This is a genomic window from Brevundimonas sp. RM1 (genome assembly GCF_052907225.1).
Genome location: NZ_JBRERY010000010.1, coordinates 17,079 through 33,364, shown reverse-complemented (window position 1 = coordinate 33,364; position 16,286 = coordinate 17,079). Strand labels below are relative to the sequence as shown.

The 16,286-nt window shown below is 65.5% G+C and carries 17 protein-coding genes; 10 read left to right on the top strand and 7 right to left on the bottom strand.

Annotated elements, in window-relative coordinates; genetic code table 11:
* Position 1 precedes the first annotated feature (1 nt).
* Together copC and ACU5AP_RS10675 are read right to left on the bottom strand one after the other, a co-directional pair.
* Complete coding sequence (gene copC / locus ACU5AP_RS10680; RefSeq protein ID WP_046652909.1) at positions 2 to 364, bottom strand: copper homeostasis periplasmic binding protein CopC; 363 nt, start codon at positions 362 to 364, stop codon at positions 2 to 4.
* Between the two features lie 291 nt (positions 365 to 655).
* Positions 656 to 961: a hypothetical protein gene (locus ACU5AP_RS10675; RefSeq protein WP_433947327.1), complete on the bottom strand. Its 306-nt coding sequence runs from the start codon at positions 959 to 961 to the stop codon at positions 656 to 658.
* A gap of 186 nt (positions 962 to 1,147) precedes the next feature.
* Between ACU5AP_RS10675 and ACU5AP_RS10670 the strand changes: the two genes are divergently transcribed.
* The 4 genes from ACU5AP_RS10670 to ACU5AP_RS10655 all read left to right on the top strand — a co-directional run bounded on the left by ACU5AP_RS10670 (position 1,148) and on the right by ACU5AP_RS10655 (position 5,243).
* Entirely contained in the window at positions 1,148 to 2,665 is a 1,518-nt protein-coding gene (locus ACU5AP_RS10670; RefSeq protein ID WP_446681229.1) for a recombinase family protein, read from the top strand.
* Positions 2,662 to 3,540, top strand: a complete 879-nt coding sequence (locus ACU5AP_RS10665; RefSeq protein WP_433942276.1) for a plasmid partitioning protein RepB C-terminal domain-containing protein — start codon at positions 2,662 to 2,664, stop codon at positions 3,538 to 3,540. Before ACU5AP_RS10670 ends, ACU5AP_RS10665 begins: the two co-directional genes overlap by 4 nt.
* Positions 3,541 to 4,434, top strand: coding sequence for a plasmid partitioning protein RepB C-terminal domain-containing protein (locus tag ACU5AP_RS10660; RefSeq protein WP_433942277.1), 894 nt, complete (start codon positions 3,541 to 3,543; stop codon positions 4,432 to 4,434). It abuts the gene before it with no gap.
* A 350-nt stretch (positions 4,435 to 4,784) separates the two neighbouring features.
* Entirely contained in the window at positions 4,785 to 5,243 is a 459-nt protein-coding gene (locus ACU5AP_RS10655; RefSeq protein WP_433942278.1) for a hypothetical protein, read from the top strand.
* A gap of 52 nt (positions 5,244 to 5,295) precedes the next feature.
* Here ACU5AP_RS10655 and ACU5AP_RS10650 read toward each other — a convergent pair whose 3' ends face one another.
* On the bottom strand, positions 5,296 to 5,997 hold the full coding sequence (locus ACU5AP_RS10650) for a hypothetical protein (RefSeq protein WP_433942279.1): 702 nt from the start codon (positions 5,995 to 5,997) through the stop codon (positions 5,296 to 5,298).
* 157 nt (positions 5,998 to 6,154) lie between these two features.
* Between ACU5AP_RS10650 and ACU5AP_RS10645 the strand changes: the two genes are divergently transcribed.
* The 6 genes from ACU5AP_RS10645 to ACU5AP_RS10620 all read left to right on the top strand — a co-directional run bounded on the left by ACU5AP_RS10645 (position 6,155) and on the right by ACU5AP_RS10620 (position 11,103).
* A complete protein-coding gene (locus tag ACU5AP_RS10645) occupies positions 6,155 to 7,726 on the top strand; it encodes a DUF2779 domain-containing protein (RefSeq protein WP_433942280.1) in 1,572 nt (523 codons plus the stop codon).
* 83 nt (positions 7,727 to 7,809) lie between these two features.
* Positions 7,810 to 8,748: a CsgG/HfaB family protein gene (locus tag ACU5AP_RS10640; protein ID WP_433942281.1), complete on the top strand. Its 939-nt coding sequence runs from the start codon at positions 7,810 to 7,812 to the stop codon at positions 8,746 to 8,748.
* Positions 8,749 to 9,054 (top strand): hypothetical protein, encoded by a 306-nt coding sequence (locus ACU5AP_RS10635; protein ID WP_178823760.1) that lies wholly within the window; start codon positions 8,749 to 8,751, stop codon positions 9,052 to 9,054.
* Positions 9,051 to 9,416, top strand: coding sequence for a DUF4810 domain-containing protein (locus ACU5AP_RS10630; protein WP_178823757.1), 366 nt, complete (start codon positions 9,051 to 9,053; stop codon positions 9,414 to 9,416). Before ACU5AP_RS10635 ends, ACU5AP_RS10630 begins: the two co-directional genes overlap by 4 nt.
* Positions 9,416 to 10,096: a GNA1162 family protein gene (locus ACU5AP_RS10625; protein WP_292033642.1), complete on the top strand. Its 681-nt coding sequence runs from the start codon at positions 9,416 to 9,418 to the stop codon at positions 10,094 to 10,096. The genes ACU5AP_RS10630 and ACU5AP_RS10625 overlap by 1 nt, the downstream gene beginning before the upstream one ends.
* A 281-nt stretch (positions 10,097 to 10,377) precedes the next feature.
* The gene (locus ACU5AP_RS10620) at positions 10,378 to 11,103 is read left to right on the top strand and encodes a thermonuclease family protein (RefSeq protein WP_433942282.1); all 726 of its coding nucleotides are present in this window, start codon (positions 10,378 to 10,380) and stop codon (positions 11,101 to 11,103) included.
* A gap of 141 nt (positions 11,104 to 11,244) precedes the next feature.
* Here the strand turns inward: ACU5AP_RS10620 and ACU5AP_RS10615 are convergent, their stop codons facing one another.
* From ACU5AP_RS10615 to ACU5AP_RS10600, 4 genes are read right to left on the bottom strand one after another with little or no spacing between them, the layout of a single operon-like run.
* On the bottom strand, positions 11,245 to 11,913 hold the full coding sequence (locus tag ACU5AP_RS10615) for a hypothetical protein (RefSeq protein ID WP_178823753.1): 669 nt from the start codon (positions 11,911 to 11,913) through the stop codon (positions 11,245 to 11,247).
* Between the two features lie 25 nt (positions 11,914 to 11,938).
* Complete coding sequence (locus tag ACU5AP_RS10610; RefSeq protein ID WP_433942283.1) at positions 11,939 to 13,942, bottom strand: hypothetical protein; 2,004 nt, start codon at positions 13,940 to 13,942, stop codon at positions 11,939 to 11,941.
* A 23-nt stretch (positions 13,943 to 13,965) separates the two neighbouring features.
* Positions 13,966 to 15,501, bottom strand: coding sequence for a hypothetical protein (locus tag ACU5AP_RS10605; protein WP_433942284.1), 1,536 nt, complete (start codon positions 15,499 to 15,501; stop codon positions 13,966 to 13,968).
* 9 nt (positions 15,502 to 15,510) lie between these two features.
* Complete coding sequence (locus ACU5AP_RS10600; RefSeq protein WP_433942285.1) at positions 15,511 to 15,969, bottom strand: hypothetical protein; 459 nt, start codon at positions 15,967 to 15,969, stop codon at positions 15,511 to 15,513.
* Positions 15,970 to 16,286: the final 317 nt, after the last annotated feature.

Sequence of the window (16,286 nt, the reverse complement as noted above, 5' to 3'; positions counted from 1 at the left end):
ATCAGCGCACGGTGAAGTCGTAGCTGCCGGTCATGCGGTGCCCGTCGGTGGAGGCGATGCGCCAGTTGACGACATAGGCGCCAGCCGCAAGCGGACGCGCCAGGGTTCCCGTGATCGTCTTGCCGTCCTGGCTGACCTGGGTGCGAACCGTCGCCTTGGCGCCGGCGGCGTTGACGACGTCGAAGCTGGAGAAGGCCGGAGCGACGCGGTCGCTGAAGGTCAGGGTCACGACACGCGGCGATGCGACGGCCGACTTAGCCGCCGGCGTGGCGCTGACCAGGCGAGCGTGCGCCGCAGCCGGCGCCGCCGACAACAGGACGGCGGCAGAGACGGCGATGAAGGAAAGGGGATTCAAGGTGGACATGATCGTCTCCAGAGGGAGGCCGTTGAGGCTCTGAAGACAACTACGGACGAAACGGACGGCGCCCTTAAATGTCCGGTGCGGTGGAAAGACACTCCAACAGTCGTGTTGTGGGGAAACATCGCCGCCTGACGTGCATCGCTCAAAAAGCACGCAGAATGTAGGGCGATGAACGTGGCGGTGCTGCCAGTCCAATGCGAACTTGTCTCCACAAGAACTGCGCCTAGAAGGCGCGCGTCGGGTGCCCATAGGTCGCGCCATGGGACTGCTTCCTCCGAGCCGAAGTGGCGGTATCTATCGAGAAGGGGCTTCGTCGATCAGATCGAGGAGCAGCTTCAAACGCTCTCGCAGCGCCGGCACGTGAACGCCCGACAAGGCGGACCTTCGTCCTGAAAGCGCCAAGACGGTTTCGAACACGGCGTCCGAGGCGCGGATCAGGGACACGAGGTTTTCTCCGCTCGGGCCGTTGCGGCCTTCGAACCAGTTCCGCACGGCGCGTTCATTGGCGCTCGTAATCCGTCCGACCTCTTTTCGCGCTGAGGGCGTTGCCCCCCACTCACGCCGCATGGCCGTAGCGATCTGCTGCGGGAAGCTCTCCATCCTACGCCTCTTCCGTGTGAAAAGTTTTTCCTGTTTTGGACTGAACTTTTCAGTCCAATTTCTGAAACGACTTTCACGCCGAAGGGCGCTTACGGTGTCGGTCTAATCGTGCGGCCAAGGCGGCGAGCGACTTGTAGGGCGATGGAGCGATCGAGCGACCACGGCGGAGGTGTTGGCGGCAAGCTGATGCGTGCGGCTGAATACGTGCGCATGTCGACCGAGCACCAAAAATACTCCACCGAGAACCAGTCGGAAGCGATTGCGGCCTACGCCGCACGACGCGGCTTCGAGATCGTCAAAACCTATGTCGATGCAGGTAAGAGCGGTCTAAAGCTGGATGGGCGCGCTGCATTGCAAGGCTTGATCGCCGACGTGCGCAACGGCGTCGCCGACTTCGACGCCGTCATCGTCTACGACGTCAGCCGGTGGGGTCGATTTCAGGACGCGGACGAGAGCGCCTACTACGAGTTTATCTGTCGAGAGGCTGGCATCGCGGTGCACTATTGCGCCGAGCAGTTCGAGAACGACGGCAGTCTTAGCGCGACCATCATCAAGAGCATGAAGCGCGCGATGGCCGGCGAGTATAGCCGCGAGCTGTCGACCAAGGTGTTCGCCGGCCAGTGCCGGTTGATCACCCTCGGGTTCCGTCAAGGCGGACCGGCGGGGTTTGGACTGCGCCGTCAGCTGGTCGACGAGTTCTGTCGCCCTAAAGGGGAGCTGGCGCGTGGCGAACAGAAGAGCCTGCAAACGGACCGCGTGATCCTGACGCCGGGACCGCCGGCGGAGGTGGAGGTAGTGCGCCGCCTCTACCGGATGTTCGTCGTTCAGCGTCGTTCGGAAAGCGAGATCGCCGCCGTGCTCAACGCGGAAGGCGTAATGACCGATCTCGGACGGCCATGGACGCGATCGACGGTCCACCAGGTGCTGACCAATGAAAAATACATCGGCAACAACGTCTACAATCGACGCTCCTTCAAGCTGAAGGCCAAACGGGTTTTGAACACGCCTGACATGTGGGTGCGCAAAGACGGCGCTTTCGACGGCATCGTCGAGCCCGACTTCTTCGAAGCGGCGCAGCGGATCATCCAGGACCGCAGTCGGCGCTTCTCCGACGAGGAGCTGCTCGGCCAGCTGTCGGCGCTTCTGGAGCAGAAGGGCTGGTTGTCGGGGTTGGTGATCGACGAAGTCGAGGGCATGGCGTCGAGTTCGACCTTTCGTCATCGATTCGGCAGCCTGGTGCGCGCTTACGCCTTGATCGGCTACGCGCCGGCGAAGGATTTCCGCTACATTGAAACCAATCGCGCGTTGCGCCGCCTCCATCCGGATATCGTGGCCCAAGTGATCGCCGAGGTTGCGAAGGCCGGAGGGACGGCCGAGCGCGACGACGCCACCGACCTGATCACCGTCAACGCCGAGTTCACCGCCTCCATCGTGCTCGCTCGGTGTTGCGAAACCGCTGCTGGAGCGCTGCGATGGAAAATCCGCCTGGATCAAGGGCTCCGACCGGACATCACCATCGCCGTTCGGATGGAGGTCGGGAATGCGGAAATCCGCGACTACTACCTTCTGCCCTGGATCGAGGGCGGCGCCGATCCCAGCCTCAAGCTGTCGCCGGAAAACGGGGTGCGGTTGGACGCCTTTCGTTTCGACGACTTGGACGGATTTTACGACCTCACGCGTCGGACGGAGCTGCGAGCGGCATGAGTGATGTTCCCGATATCCTGATGATCCCGGTGAGCGCCATCACCGTTCTCAATCCTCGGGCGCGCAACAAGCGCGTGTTCCAAGAACTCGTGACCAGCATTGAACGGTTGGGCTTGAAGAAGCCGATCACGGTCAGCCAACGCCCCGGACGATCTCGCTATGATCTCGTCTGCGGGCAAGGAAGGCTGGAGGCCTTCATGGCGCTTGGCCAGGAATCGATTCCCGCTGTCGTGATCGACGCCGCCGAAGACGACTGTTTCGTCATGAGCCTGGTCGAGAACTTGGCTCGGCGACAACACACGCCGCTGGAATTGGTGCGCGCCATCGGCGCCCTGCGCGAGCGCGGCTACGGCCATGGGGAGATCGCGGCCAAGGTCGGCTTCAGCCGCGAATATATCTACGCCATCTGTTTCCTGCTGGAGAACGGAGAGGAAAAACTGATCTCTGCAGTGGAGCGCGGGGTCATTCCGCACACCATCGCCATGGAGATCGTCCAAGCCAAGGAAGGTGATGTTCAGCAGGCCCTTGCCCAGGCCTATGAAGACAAGTTGATCCCTGGAAATCAGATCTTGGCGATCCGCCGCATCATCGAACAACGCAACACCAGCGGAAAGGGCATGAACCCGCGCAGCCGTGGGGTTCGCCCCACTCAGCCGGCCACGCCGGAATCGCTGATCCGCACCTTGGAGCGCGAGACAGAACGTCAAACGGCGTTTGTTCGGCGGGCGGGGCTGACACGGTCGCGTCTCGACTTCGTCGTCAGCGCGCTTCAACACCTCCTGGCCAATGACCTGTTCGTCGCCCTGATGCGGGCGGAAGGATTCAACACCCTGCCGACCGCCTTGGCGGCGCGCATTGGACGGGAGCGCCTCTAGATGGAGCCGGTCCGGATCGCCTTTGAGCCGCGGGTTCGCGTGCTGTCGTTAGACAAGCTCCTGCCATCCAAGATCTTGCCGGCAGCGGTCATGGAGTCGGTGAAATACAAACGGATCGCCGCGTCTGTCGCGGAGGTCGGCGTGGTGGAGCCCTTGGTGGTGGCTCAGGCGGGCGCCGACGGCCTCTACACCCTGCTCGACGGCCATGTCCGCTTGAGCGTGTTGCAGGCCGGGGGAGAAACGGAAGCCCGTTGCGTTGTGGCTGCGGACGACGAAGCCTTCACCTACAACAAACGGGTCAATCGTCTGGCTCCGATCCAAGAGCATTATATGATCGTCCGCGCGATCGAGCGGGGCGTCTCTATGCAAAAGCTGGCGCGGGCGCTGAATGTCGATGTGGCGGCCATCCGTCAACGGCGACATTTGTTAAGCGGCATCCATCCCGACGTGGCCGAACTGCTGAAGGACAAGCCGGTCGGGATCAACGCCTTCCAGAAATTGCGGAAGATGAAGCCGATCCGCCAGCTGGAGGTCGCGGAACTCATGGTGTCGGCAAACAACTATAGCGCCAACTACGCCAAGGCCCTTTTAGTGACGACCCGACCAGCGGACTTGGTCAAACCCGATGCAGTGAAGAAGGCCGCCGGCGCCGACCATGTCGAGAGGGAGCGACTGGTGCGTGAGCTGGCGGTGGTGACCCACGACTATAGAGAGCTGGAGATTTCTTACGGCGACGACGCCTTGTTGCTGGTGATCGCAGCGGGCTTCCTGGAGCGTCTGCTGTCTCGGCGGCCCATCGAGCAGTTCTTGGCGACCGGGCATTTCGAGATGCTGGAGACCTTCCGGGGCGTCATCGCCGCCGTTTCGCTTGAGGCTTCGCCGGCGGCGGCCTGAGCGCCGGGATCAGGGGACCGGGACCCTTCAAGCGCCGGGACCATCGGAGAAGCCGTCGCGTGGGGCGGATCGAGGATGGCGGCGGGGATGACGGCGAACCCGTTCGGAGCCCGCTAGGCCGATCGCGATCAGATCGGTTGTCGATGAGAGGCGGCTGGGATGCGCGCGACGCGCGGCGCGTTTCGGCCGCCCTTACGGCCGTGAGGTCGGCTGACTTTTCTCTGGCCGCAACCGTTATTTCGCGGCCGGGGTATTCACAACCTTAGTCGGAGCCGCGACGATTGGGTCCGGTCGGCAAGGCGCATCGGGGGCGGTGCGCACTATGCGGACGCGTTTACGCTGGGGGCGTGATGAGAAGAGAATACTCGTTTGAAGAGCGCTATCAGCGGGCGTGTCTTCGCGCTGCGATGAATATTCGCGGACTATGGGAGGAGAAGGGGAGTTCGGACACGCGCTTGATTGAGGGGCTGCTTCTCCCCGACGAGTTCACCGTGGTCGGACAGTCGCATGCGTTCGACACGAAAGGGCGACGTGAGCACGTTATTCCTCGGCTCGTTGTGATCAAAGAAGTCCACGACATGCTGGAGCGCGGTGCGACGGATGCTCAGATCGCGGCCTTTATCCGCGATCACGTGAAGATCGTTAGGATCTCCGCCGAAGAGTGTTTGAGACTCGACCGAAAGGATCAGCTGGATTTGCGTCAGCGCATGCCGATGGGGTGGGCGTTCGGCGATGACATCTATGCGAGGCTATCAGCGGCGGACATCGAGTGGGTGTCGATGAACGGAAGCGAAGCTCCGCCGGGATAGAGTATGGTCCTACCGTTGCCTTGGACGACTTTTGCGCGTGGCGCTGCTGGATCTAGTCGGGACTGCTCGCCTTGAGCGCCGCGATGAACTGAGGGGCGGCGCCGGCCTCCTGGGCAAGGGCGACGACATTGGCGAAGTGGTCGCTGAGGGAGAACAGGTCAGGCTCGATCAATGCGCCGTTGTAGACGTCCCAGACTTGGCCGCCCTGATGAAAGAGGCCGCTGTAGCGCTTGAAGGGGCGGCCGAAGCCCGGCGCGCCTTCAGCGAAGCAGTCTGTCGATTTGGAGACGCCCTTCAGCAACATTCGTTCGTCCTGATGGAATGCTGTGGCGACGGTGTGGTGCATCACCCATGCAAAAGTCGGCATGAGTTCCTGTTCTTGGCCGCCCTTGCGCACCTCAAGCCAGCGCATCGAGAGAACATTGACTGGCACGGTATGCTCGATGTGCACGGTTTGGCCGCGCTTTTTACCGATGCGTTCATCGCTCGGAAGTTGGATGAAGGCCTGGGTTCGGTAGAGCGCGCCCGCGCATTTTCCGGCCGACGAGCTTTCCATAGCCATCCAGCCAAACCGGTCGTGAAACTTGCGAAGATCGTTGCTGATCGCCTTCTTGTCCGTCGGGCCCTTGGCTAGTCGATCAAGCTGAAGGAAGCGGGCGACGCAGGGGTTTGGCGTTTTGGCGAAAACGCGTTTCCAAGTTTCAAGAAGCTGAGTGCGCTCGTTCGGAAGCGCGGTTGAAAGGTCGTCGGTCACATCATCCCCCTGAGCGTTAGGTTGCTGAGTGACGTAACCGGGTTCTGTGCCCCGTCTAGCCTTTGGCTCAATCGTGCGACCGAAACTGGCGTATCTGTGTGTTGCTACTGGGCTCTGGAAGAAGGCGCGCGCGGCGCCGGGGCAGGGAGGCGAAGACATGGACCAGGCTATGGACGCCGTCTCTGGCGGGAGCGTCGTCACTTTGGTGCGCGGCGCGCGTCGCTACGGATTGTCGAAATCGAAGATCGCGGCCTTCGAGCAGTGTCCGCGTAAGCTCTGGCTGTCGAAGCACAGGCCGGAGGCGGCCCTGGTCGACGACGGGGCTGAAGCGCGATTTGCGACCGGCCATGAAGTCGGCGAAATCGCCTGCGGCCTGTGGCCTACGGGCGTGATGGTCGAGGCCGAACCTGATCTGGCCGCGGCGGTGGCGCGCACGCGCACCCTCATCGATGAGGGCTGGTCCGAGCCTATTTTCGAGGCGACATTTGAGCACGACGGCGTCCTGGTTCGGGTCGACGTGCTGTTGCCTATGCGGGACGGATGGGCGATCGCCGAGGTGAAGAGTTCGGCGGGGGTGAAGGACTATCATCTCGGGGACCTGGCCACCCAGGCGTGGGTGGTGGCCCGGTCGGGGACGCCTGTGCCGTCGGCCTGCATCCGCCATATCGACAGCAGCTTCCGGCTTCAGCGCGAGGGGGACTACGCGGGTCTTTTCCGGGATGCGGAATGCCTGGACCTCTTGGCCGATCTGATCGCGGATCGCGATGCGATCGTCGCTAGAGCCCGGGCCGTTCTCGCCGGCGATGAGCCCGATGTCAGAGCTGGCGAACATTGCGCCCGTCCGTTCGCTTGCGAGTTTTCGAGCTATTGCGCCCGCCATGATCCTCCCGGCCCCGATTGGCCCATCAGCCTGCTGCCGCGGACTGGAAGGGCCATCGCCGCGCGTTGGGCCGAGGAGGGCCTGTTCGACCTGAATGATCTCAAGCCGGGCGTCCTGGCCAATGCGGTGCATGAACGCGTGCGTGAAGCGACTGTGACGGGAGAGGCCTATCTGGATCGCCAAGGGGCGATCGAGGCGACGAAGGGGTGGGCCTGGCCGCGCGCCTATCTTGATTTCGAGACCATTGGACCGGCCGCGCCGCGGTGGGTCGGTTGCAGACCGTTTCAGCAGATTCCGTTTCAGTTCTCGTGCCACATCGAGGCCGAAGGCGGCGAGATTATTCACACGGGCTTCCTGTCGATCGACGGCGGAGATCCGCGGCGCGCCTGCGCCGAGGCCCTGGTCGTTCAGTTGGGCGCCGAGCGCTGCGGCGCGATCATCGCCTACAACGCCGCGTTCGAAAGACGCTGCGTTCGCGACCTGGCCGAGGCCTTCCCGGATCTGGCGCAGGCTCTGATCGAGATCGAGGCCAGGATCGTGGATCTGCTGCCGGTGACGCGCGAGGTCTATTATCACCGCGACCAGAGGGGGAGTTGGTCGATCAAGGCGGTCCTGCCCACGATCGCGCCTGATCTCGCCTATGACGATCTGGAGGTGAAGGACGGCGGCGCGGCCCAGCAGGCCTGGTTCGAGGCGGCCAGGGCCGAGACGAGCAATACGCGCCGGGACCAACTCAAGGCGGGGCTGGAGACCTATTGCGAGCGCGACACCGAGGCGATGATCGTCTTGCTGCGGCGACTGACCGGCGCCGGGCGGGTCGACGGGCCGGGGGTGGGGGCGAGGCCATGATCGGTGAGGGGTGTTACGGACAAGGCTTGCCACTCTCAGCAGTGCTATGGCACAGCGATCATTGCTACTTCGGGGGGCTAAAAATGACAATCTATCAAAAGGTTTGCGTCGCATCCGCGGCGCTGGCCTTGACGGTCGGCGCAACCTGGGCGCCGCCCGCCTTGGCGACCGACATGGCGGCGCAACAGGCTGAGACCGTCCAGCGTGCGGGTCTGAAACGGCGCGTGGCCGTCGGGCGCTTCACCAACAGCACGCCTTACGGCCGCCTGCTGCAATCGCCGGGTCAGGCGGATCCGATCGCGACCCAGGCCAGCGACATGCTGGTCAACGCCCTGACGTCCTCGCAGCACTTCTTCGTCTTCGAACGGGCGGATCTGACGGCGCTGAACGCCGAGCGCCTGATTTCGGAGGCGACGGCCCAGAATCTCGTGGGCGTCGACGCCCTTCTGTTGGGTTCGATCACGCAGCTGGGCCGACGCAACGAGGGCAAGCAGGGCTTCTTGAACTCCCAGCGTCGCCAGGCGGTCAACGCCACGGTCGAGATCCGTCTCGTCGATGTGCGCACGGGGCGGGTCTTCTTCTCGACCTCGGGCTCGGGGGAGGCCACGACCGAGACGGGTGAAGTCGCTGGTTTCGGCACCCGTGCGGGCTATGACTCGACCTTGAACGATCGCGCCGTGGCCGCCGCCATCGCCGACACCATGACCAATGTCATCAATCAGTTGCAGCAGCGGGCCTGGTTCACCGACGTCCTGCGCGTATCGGGCGAGACGGTGTTCGTGAGCGGCGGCGCTAGCCAGGGTCTGCGCGTCGGCGACCGCTTCCGCGTCGAGACCCCGGGCGAGACCGTGGTCAGCGCCCAATCCGGCCTGCCCATCACCCTGCCTGGGTCCGTCGTGGCTGAAATCGAACTGACGGGCTTCTTCGGCGACGCCCCGGACGCGGAGGGCTCGACCGCCCGTCTGGTCAGCGGCGCCCTGCCTCAAGACATCACTGGCCTGCGGGTCACGGAGATCAAATAGATGAGACTGAAGACACTGGCCCTCGTTGCGCTATGCGCGGCGATGGCGACGGGCTGCGTGCAGAACTACGCCGAACGCGAGGTCGCCCAAGGCGCGGCGGCGGGCGTGCTGGTGGTGACCAACGCCCCGCCCGAGGCGCGCCTCATCGTCGATGGACGCGATCTCGGCGCCGTGGCCCAGTTCGAGGCGGGCGCGCCCCTGACCACGGGACGTCACGACATAGCCATCGAAAACGGCGGACGTCGCCTGCACGCCCAGGCGGTCTTCGTGTCCGCCGGCGCGCGCGTCGCGGTGACGGTCCCATGAGGCGCCTGGTATCGCTCGCGGCCCTGGCCGCCCTCATGGCCGTCGCGGCCTGCGCCCCCACGAGCCGTTTTGAATGGGGCGCCTATGAGCCGGCCCTCTACGCCTATTCGCAAAGCCCCGAGCGACGCGACGTCTATCAGACGGCGCTGGAACAGGCGATCGAGCGCGGTCGTGCGCGCGACGCCGTGGCGCCGGGTCTGCTGGCCGAGTTGGGCTATCTCCATCTGGAAGCGGGCGACGCAGCGACGGCGCTGAAGCTGTTCCAGGAGGAGCGGACGCGCTTCCCGGAGTCGGCCCAGTTCATGGATCGGATTATTCAGAAGATCGACGGCGGGACGGCCGTGGCCGGAGGGGGCAACTGATGCGACGTTCAACACTCATCGCCGCAGCGGCGGCCCTGGCCGGCTGCGCTGCGCTTTCCGCCTGCGTCACCGCGCCGACCCCCAAGAGCTATGGGGCTCTGAGGGCGGCCAATCCTCGCAGCGTTCTGGTCGTGCCGGCGCTCAACTCCACAGTGAATGTTGATGCGGCCGATTATTTCGTCTCGACGATTTCTCGTCCGGTCGCTGAGCGCGGCTACTATGTCTTCCCCGCCCACATGGTGAAACGCCTTCTGGACGACGAAGGCCTGTCTGACGCCGGCTTGGTGCACCAGGCTGACGCCTCTCAGTTCGGAGGCCTGTTCGGCTGCGATACGGTGATGTTCGTGGAGATCCAGAAGTGGGAGTCTCAATATATCGTCATTTCGACCTCCACTAATGTGGAGTTCGACTATACGCTGAAGAGCTGCCGCACGGGCGAAACCTTGTGGTCTAACAGCCAGGCTCTGTCTTACAGTCCTCAGGCGTCGAGTTCGGGCAATCCGCTTGCTGATCTGCTGGTCCAGGCGATCGCTGCGGCGGTCGAAAAGGCCAAGCCCAACTATATTCCTCTGACCCAGCAGGCCAACCTCTTGGCCACCCACGTGGCGGGGCAGGGCTTGCCGGCGGGGCCCTATCTGCCGGCCCAGCATCAGGCCGATCAAAAGACCTTCCCCAACTAAGGAAGGGCAGGGCCGATCCATGCGGATCGGCCCGCTCGTTTCAACCTGGATTTCGCCTGCGTGGGGCTGGGGCGACTGAGTTCGCCGTGTCTGGCTGCCGGCTTTAGGCGACGTCTAAGCCAGGCTGGAGGAGAGCGTGATGAGGCCAGCATGCGTCTGCGCGCGGCTGAGCCTTTAGCGCCAGAGCGTGTCCAACGGCGTCTCGTCGATTTCATTGTCTTCAGGCGTTGGTGACCGCCACAGCCTGGATCGCCGTCTTCGGCCGCCGATAGGATAGAGGCATGCAGTTTTGGACAGCGACGTTCCGTAGGTCTGGGACGGGATACGTGATTTCCCATATAATTGCCGTTGCGGCCTTAGTTCTTGCGGCGTGCGGGGCCAGTCCTGCGGTCACGTCGAGCGACTCGGCGCCGATGGTTGTCGATGGCGACACCCTGACGATCGATGGCGAGAGGATCAGGCTCTGGGGCGTGGATGCGCCCGAACAGGACCAAACCTGTCGCCGCCACGGTCAGGATTATCGCTGCGGCGAGGTCGCCAGTCAGGCGCTGCGCGAATGGATCGGCCAGAGCGCGGTTTCCTGCGTTGAGGTCGAGAAGGATCAATACGGCCGCAGCGTCGCCCGGTGCGCCGTTGACGGTCAGGACATCGGCGCTTGGATGGTGTCGCAGGGTCTGGCTCTGGATTATCGGCGCTATAGCGCCGGGGTCTACGCCCGGGATGAGGCGTCGGCGCGAGCGGCCGCGAGGGGCCTGCATGCTGGGACGTTCGAGCCGGCGTGGGCGTGGCGAGCGGCGCGCCGGAATGACCGTCCAGAACAGGCGCCGCCCCAACCGGCTTGCGCTATTGAGGGCAATATCAACGCCAAGGGCGCGCGCTACTATCATGCGCCGGGCATGCGGTCTTACGCCCGCACGCGGATCGACGAGACGGCCGGCGAGCGCTGGTTTTGTTCGGAAGCCGAGGCCCGGGCGGCGGGGTGGGTTTCAGCGCCGGGTCGTTCCTAATCCTTCTCCTCGGGCGACTGTGCACGGGGCCATGGGGGCCCGCAAAGGTGGGGCAAAAAGAAACTCCGACGCTGGGACGTCGGAGTTGATGCAGGGCGAATGCGCGCCGGACGACCCGGCGTCTGTTTTTGAGGTGATCGTTTAGAGATCGACGGGTCGGGCGCTGGACGCGGTGGCGTCGGCGGGGACTTCGACGCCGCCGCGGCTGAGCAGGGTGCGCATGGGGCCGACCATCGAGCGCGTGGCTTGGACCTGGTCGCCCAGCAGGCCGGCGGCGGCGCGCAGGCTGCCCAGCTTGGTAAGCTGCATGGGGTTGGACTGCAGGCCGCTGATCAGGCTTGGCGCCTGCTGACCCAGAGCGACGTTGCGCATCATGCCGATGGTGAAGTTGTAGGCCGCGTTGACCATCAAGGCGCGCTGTTGGGCGTTGGCCGCGTCGTACTTCGCCTGCCAGGCCGCCGCATCGGCGGCATTGGCGTTGACGGTGGCGACATCCGCCTCGAACTCGGCCTTGTGAGCTTGGAGGTCACGCGGTGACGACGCCCCCTCGATGGCCGTGATGCGGGCCTTGATGGCGTCACGGTCGGCGTCTTGCGATGCGGCGGCGGCCAGAAGCGCCGCGGAGGTCATGACCAGCTTGGTGGTCTCGATCGTCTCGCTCAGAAAGGCGTCCGGGTCGCCGGCCGAGGCACTCGCGCCGCCGGGCGCGAGCTTGCGCAGGGCGCCCAGTTGGGCGTGGGCCGAAGAGGCGACGCCGGAGGCCGCAAGGGTGGCGGCCACAGCGACGGCCAGGAGGGACGAGGTCTTCATGGAAGTCTCCAAGTGAGGTTTGGGTTTAGGGGGCGGGGGTCAGGGCCTTGGCCGCGCGCAGGGCGAGGTCCGAGGCGAAGTCGGCCAGGTCGATCTGAACCGAAAGATCCTGATGCGCGGCGTCGGCGTCAGCCGGGACGGCGGTGGCGGTGAGGGTCTGCTGCAGGCCTTGGGCGCCGACCCTTTGATCGTTCCGCTTCAGAACATAGCCGACCGTCAGGTCATAGGTGTTCTGGACGAAGCTCTGACCCGAGCGCTTCTGCCCAGTCTGCGTCAGATTGTGAACCGCTTCGAAGCAGAGGTTGGCGGGGCGAGCCGTCAGAGCCTTGACCTCACGGTAGTCCGGAGAGAGCGACGCGAGCGCCAGAGGCGCAGCTTCCTCGGCGAAGCGCGACGCCTGGACCGCGCCGGGGAAGCCCGCGGCGAAGCGATTGAAGCTGAGGGCCTGGAACAGAGGCTGTTCCGCGCCGCGGAAGGCGACGGCGGTCGCGCAGGGGGCGTAGCGGAAACGCGATGCGGAAAGCGAGCCGACCGTGTCCTGAACGACTTGATCGCCTCGGCGAACCCGGGCGACCTCGACGCCGGATTGTCGCGCCTTGGCGACGCCGTCGCCGAATTCGACGACTTCCAGCGCCGCCACCGGCGCCCAGACCTCGCCCTGAACGCCGGAGACCCGGCCGATGGCGCGCACGACGTGGGCGTTCTGGCCCAGACCGAGGGCGCCGGCCGGGTCGGTGATCACGACCTCGCCGTCGTCGGCCGAAGCGACCGCCAGTCGTACGCGAGACGGCGTGAAGCCGGCTTTGAGGACCTGAGCGGCCTGTCGCATGGCGTTGCGGACGGCCACATCCCGGCGCTGAGCGGTCGACGGCGCCATGCCGTCCGTGATCTCGTCGATCTGCTGGTCCTTGCCTTCGACGGCGAAGACCACGCGGCCGTCATGATCAATCACCTCGAGGAAAACCCGGGCGTCTTGAACGCGGCGCTCGACGCTGGGCACATTGGTGGGCGCTTGCAAAGGCTCTAGCGGTGCGACGGTGAGGCGCAGAAAGTAGTCGGGCAGGGCCGGCGGACGGCTTTCGACGCCCGCGGCGGTCAGCTGCGGCGCGCGGATGGCGGATGCCGCGGGATTGATCGGCATGAGGGCGAAGCCGCCGGCGGCGGCCAAGGCTTCTTCCATGATGGCGGCGGCGTAACCGGGCGGAACGTCGGGCGCGGTGTCCGCCACCACCACCAGCAGGGAGGGACGGGTCAGGGCATCGAGGGGTTGGGCCACATAGCGCGACAGGCTCTGCCCCACGCTGAGCGTATCCAGAGCCGGGGCCACCAGGGCGTAGTGGGCGTCGGCGAAGACCACGCGGGCGTCGGCGCCGATCTGGTCGCCGGGCCGCAAGCCCTTCTGCAGGCCGGCGTCGACAATATAGAGGTCGCCGTGGCGACCTCGAACCTGAGCCGTGACCGCGCTCGGTTGGAAGCGGGCCTTGGCCTCATCGACCAGGCGCACCAGGGCGGCGTCGAAATGGCGGTCGAACTGAGCCGCCGCTTCCGCCTGATAGGTGTTGCGCCCCATCAGGCCCTGGACGTTGGTCGAGACCGTGTGGGCGAACATGACCTCGCCGGTCAGGACATTGGTCATCAGCAGGGTCGCCGTGATCGGCATGTGGGCCTCGACCACGCTGGGACGCGGCACGGTCCATAGATCGGCGCGCGACACATGCAGGGAGGCGACCAGGGTGCGCGACATGAGGGTCTCGCGCGTCATCCCTGAAGGCGGCGGGGTCGAGAGGTCGCGCGCCACCTGGTCCTCGCCGAGGCGGTCGGCGATCAGGGCGTCGAAGCGCTGGCCCCAGTACTGGCGCCGGTCGATCGGCGCGAGCTTGTCGCACAGAGCCGGTGAAATCAGATTGTCCGTTCGGCCCGAGGTTCCGCAGGCGGAGTCCTCGGGCCCGAACAGACCTGGGATCGGGTGAAGGCGAAGGCCGCTCTCGCCGGCCGACGCGACGGTCGGCGCGGCGACGGCTGCGGCCAAGAGCCAAGACGCGAGGCGCGACATTAGCAGCCGTTCAGGCAGAGGATGACCTGCTGGGGCGCCGTTTGCGACTGCATGGCGGCGAAGGCGGGGTTGCCGCGCAGGCGTTGGAACAGGGCCAGGTGCAGCGGCGTGGACCCCGAATATTTGACGTGGATGTTGATCTGACGCGCGTCCTGTCCAAGGAAGGCATGCTGATCGACGCCTGGGATGGCGCCGAGCGCGTCCAGGAGATCGGCCTGAACGCCCATGTTCAGGTCGTTTCCGCGCAGCGTCAGGGTGTATTCGGCAGGGGCCGACGCGGACTGGACGGCTGAGGTTTGAGCGCGACTGACATTGCGCCATTCGCGTTGGATCTGCGGGCCGAGGGCGGCCGCGACCTGGCTGGCCAGAACCGCGGTCAGGCGGTTTTCGCAGTCGGAACTGTTGCGGCCGACGCCGGTCGCTTCGCGGAAGGCGGAGCCGACGTTCTGGCCGGTGGCGGTGCTGTAGGCGTCGGCGTTGAAGGCGCCGGTGCATTCGACCTCGCCGGTCGCGGGGTGGCGGCCGCCATGATTGATCTCCAGGGCGCCCGACATGAAGAAGGGCGCCGACTGGCTTTGGGCGTACTGGAAGAAGGCGTTCAGCTTGCCGCTGGCTTGCAGCTCGGTGAACAGCGGGGTCGGGCCGGGCTGGAAAGCCGCCATCAGCGGCGTGACGCTGGCGGTGCCGATGTCGTAGTTGACCAGGCCTTCGGTCAGAGCCGAGACGGCCGCGCGGCCGGTGGCGCTGTTGGCGGCCGACTGGAAGGTGATGCGCTGACGGAAGCGCACATCGTCATGGGTGCTGGCCTCGATATTGGTGCGGTCGATCAGCGCGGTGTCGCTGGAGGAGGCGGAGGACGAACGCGAGCGCTGGGCGCTGGAGCTTCTGCCCGATCCGCTGACGGCGACCGAGCCGCCCCGACCGCTTGCCGCGCCGGCGTAACGGCCTTGCGAGGATTGGCCCGATGCGGACGAGGACGACGACCCGGAGCGTTCGCGGTTGCTGTAGGCCAGGGCCGATTTGTCGCTGAAGGAGGAGCCGCTGTCGCGATCATATTCGGTGACGATCTCGGCCGGTTGGCTGAAGTCCGGCGCCACGCCGATGGCCTCGTCGATCATGACCACGATGCGTTGCTGTTGACCGCCGCCGCGGCGCGAGGAGGAGGCGAGGCCCAGATCATCCAGAGCGCTTTGGAACCATTGACGGTCGATGCTGGCCGACAGGGTGACGTTGAAGGCGTTGCCGACCCGTTCGGAGGAGCGATCGACGATCATGTCGTTGCGGATCTGGACCGCCAACTGATCGACCATCTCCGGCGTCAGTTCGCCCATGCGTTCGGCGCCGAGGACCTGGCGGGCGAAGGCGCGGACCACATCGGCCTTGGCCAGGGCTTCGGCCTGGGCCCGCACGGCGTTCGCGTCGCGGGTGACCGGCGCGGAGCCGCTGCCGGAGACGACGTTGGACGTTTGGGCGAAGGCGACGGAGCTGATCGCCGCCAGGGCCACGGCGGCGAAGCAGGAGGTTTTGAAGGTCATGAGAAACTCTTAGGGACGGGTGTCGAGGACGACGTCGCCGGCGCGGATGACGTCGCCATTGGCGCTTTCGATGATCTCCACGTCGCCGGCGCGGATGCGGCTGGTCGGCGCAGCGGGCGCCTTGCCCGCCCGGCGCGGGCGGTAGGCGGCGAGCGCCTGATGGTCGCGCACCGTGTCAAAGGCGGGGTCCGCGAGAAGGGCGCCGACGTCGGGCAGGCCAGCGGCGACCGCGCGCTGCAGGGCGGCGGCGGACGCTTCCGCGTCGCCGAGGCGCGCCTGGGCGCGGGCGGCGGCGGCGTGCAGGCGGGCGTCGCCGGGGTATTGCGCTTGCGCCTCAGCGGCCAGGCGGGCGGCTTCGCCGTAGTTCATGCGCGCCAGACTGTCGTCGATCGCGGCCAGGCGGCTGTCGGCGTTGGCCTCGGCCGCTTCAGAAGCGGGCGGCGCCTCGGGCTTGTTGCAGGCCGCCAAGCCGAAGGACGCGAGCGCCGCGGAACAAAGGAGCGTCGGAAGAGAGAGACGAAACGCCATGGACAGCTCAAGATCCTCTTGAAATTGCGGCGTTCTTAGCGCGGCCGCGACGAAAGCTTCGCTTTAAAGTCTTAGCTTGGCGTTATCGCGACGATCAATGTTCTTTAAAACTTGTCCACGGTTTCGGGGCCTGGCGGAGGGGCGCAGACGGCTGTCCGGGCAGGGGCGCTGTCTTCCGCAGCGGACGGTCCTTGGTCACAGCGGGATGAAGGTCCGCCGCTTCCAGACCGTGGCTTCGCGGGCGATCAGGGCAGCCT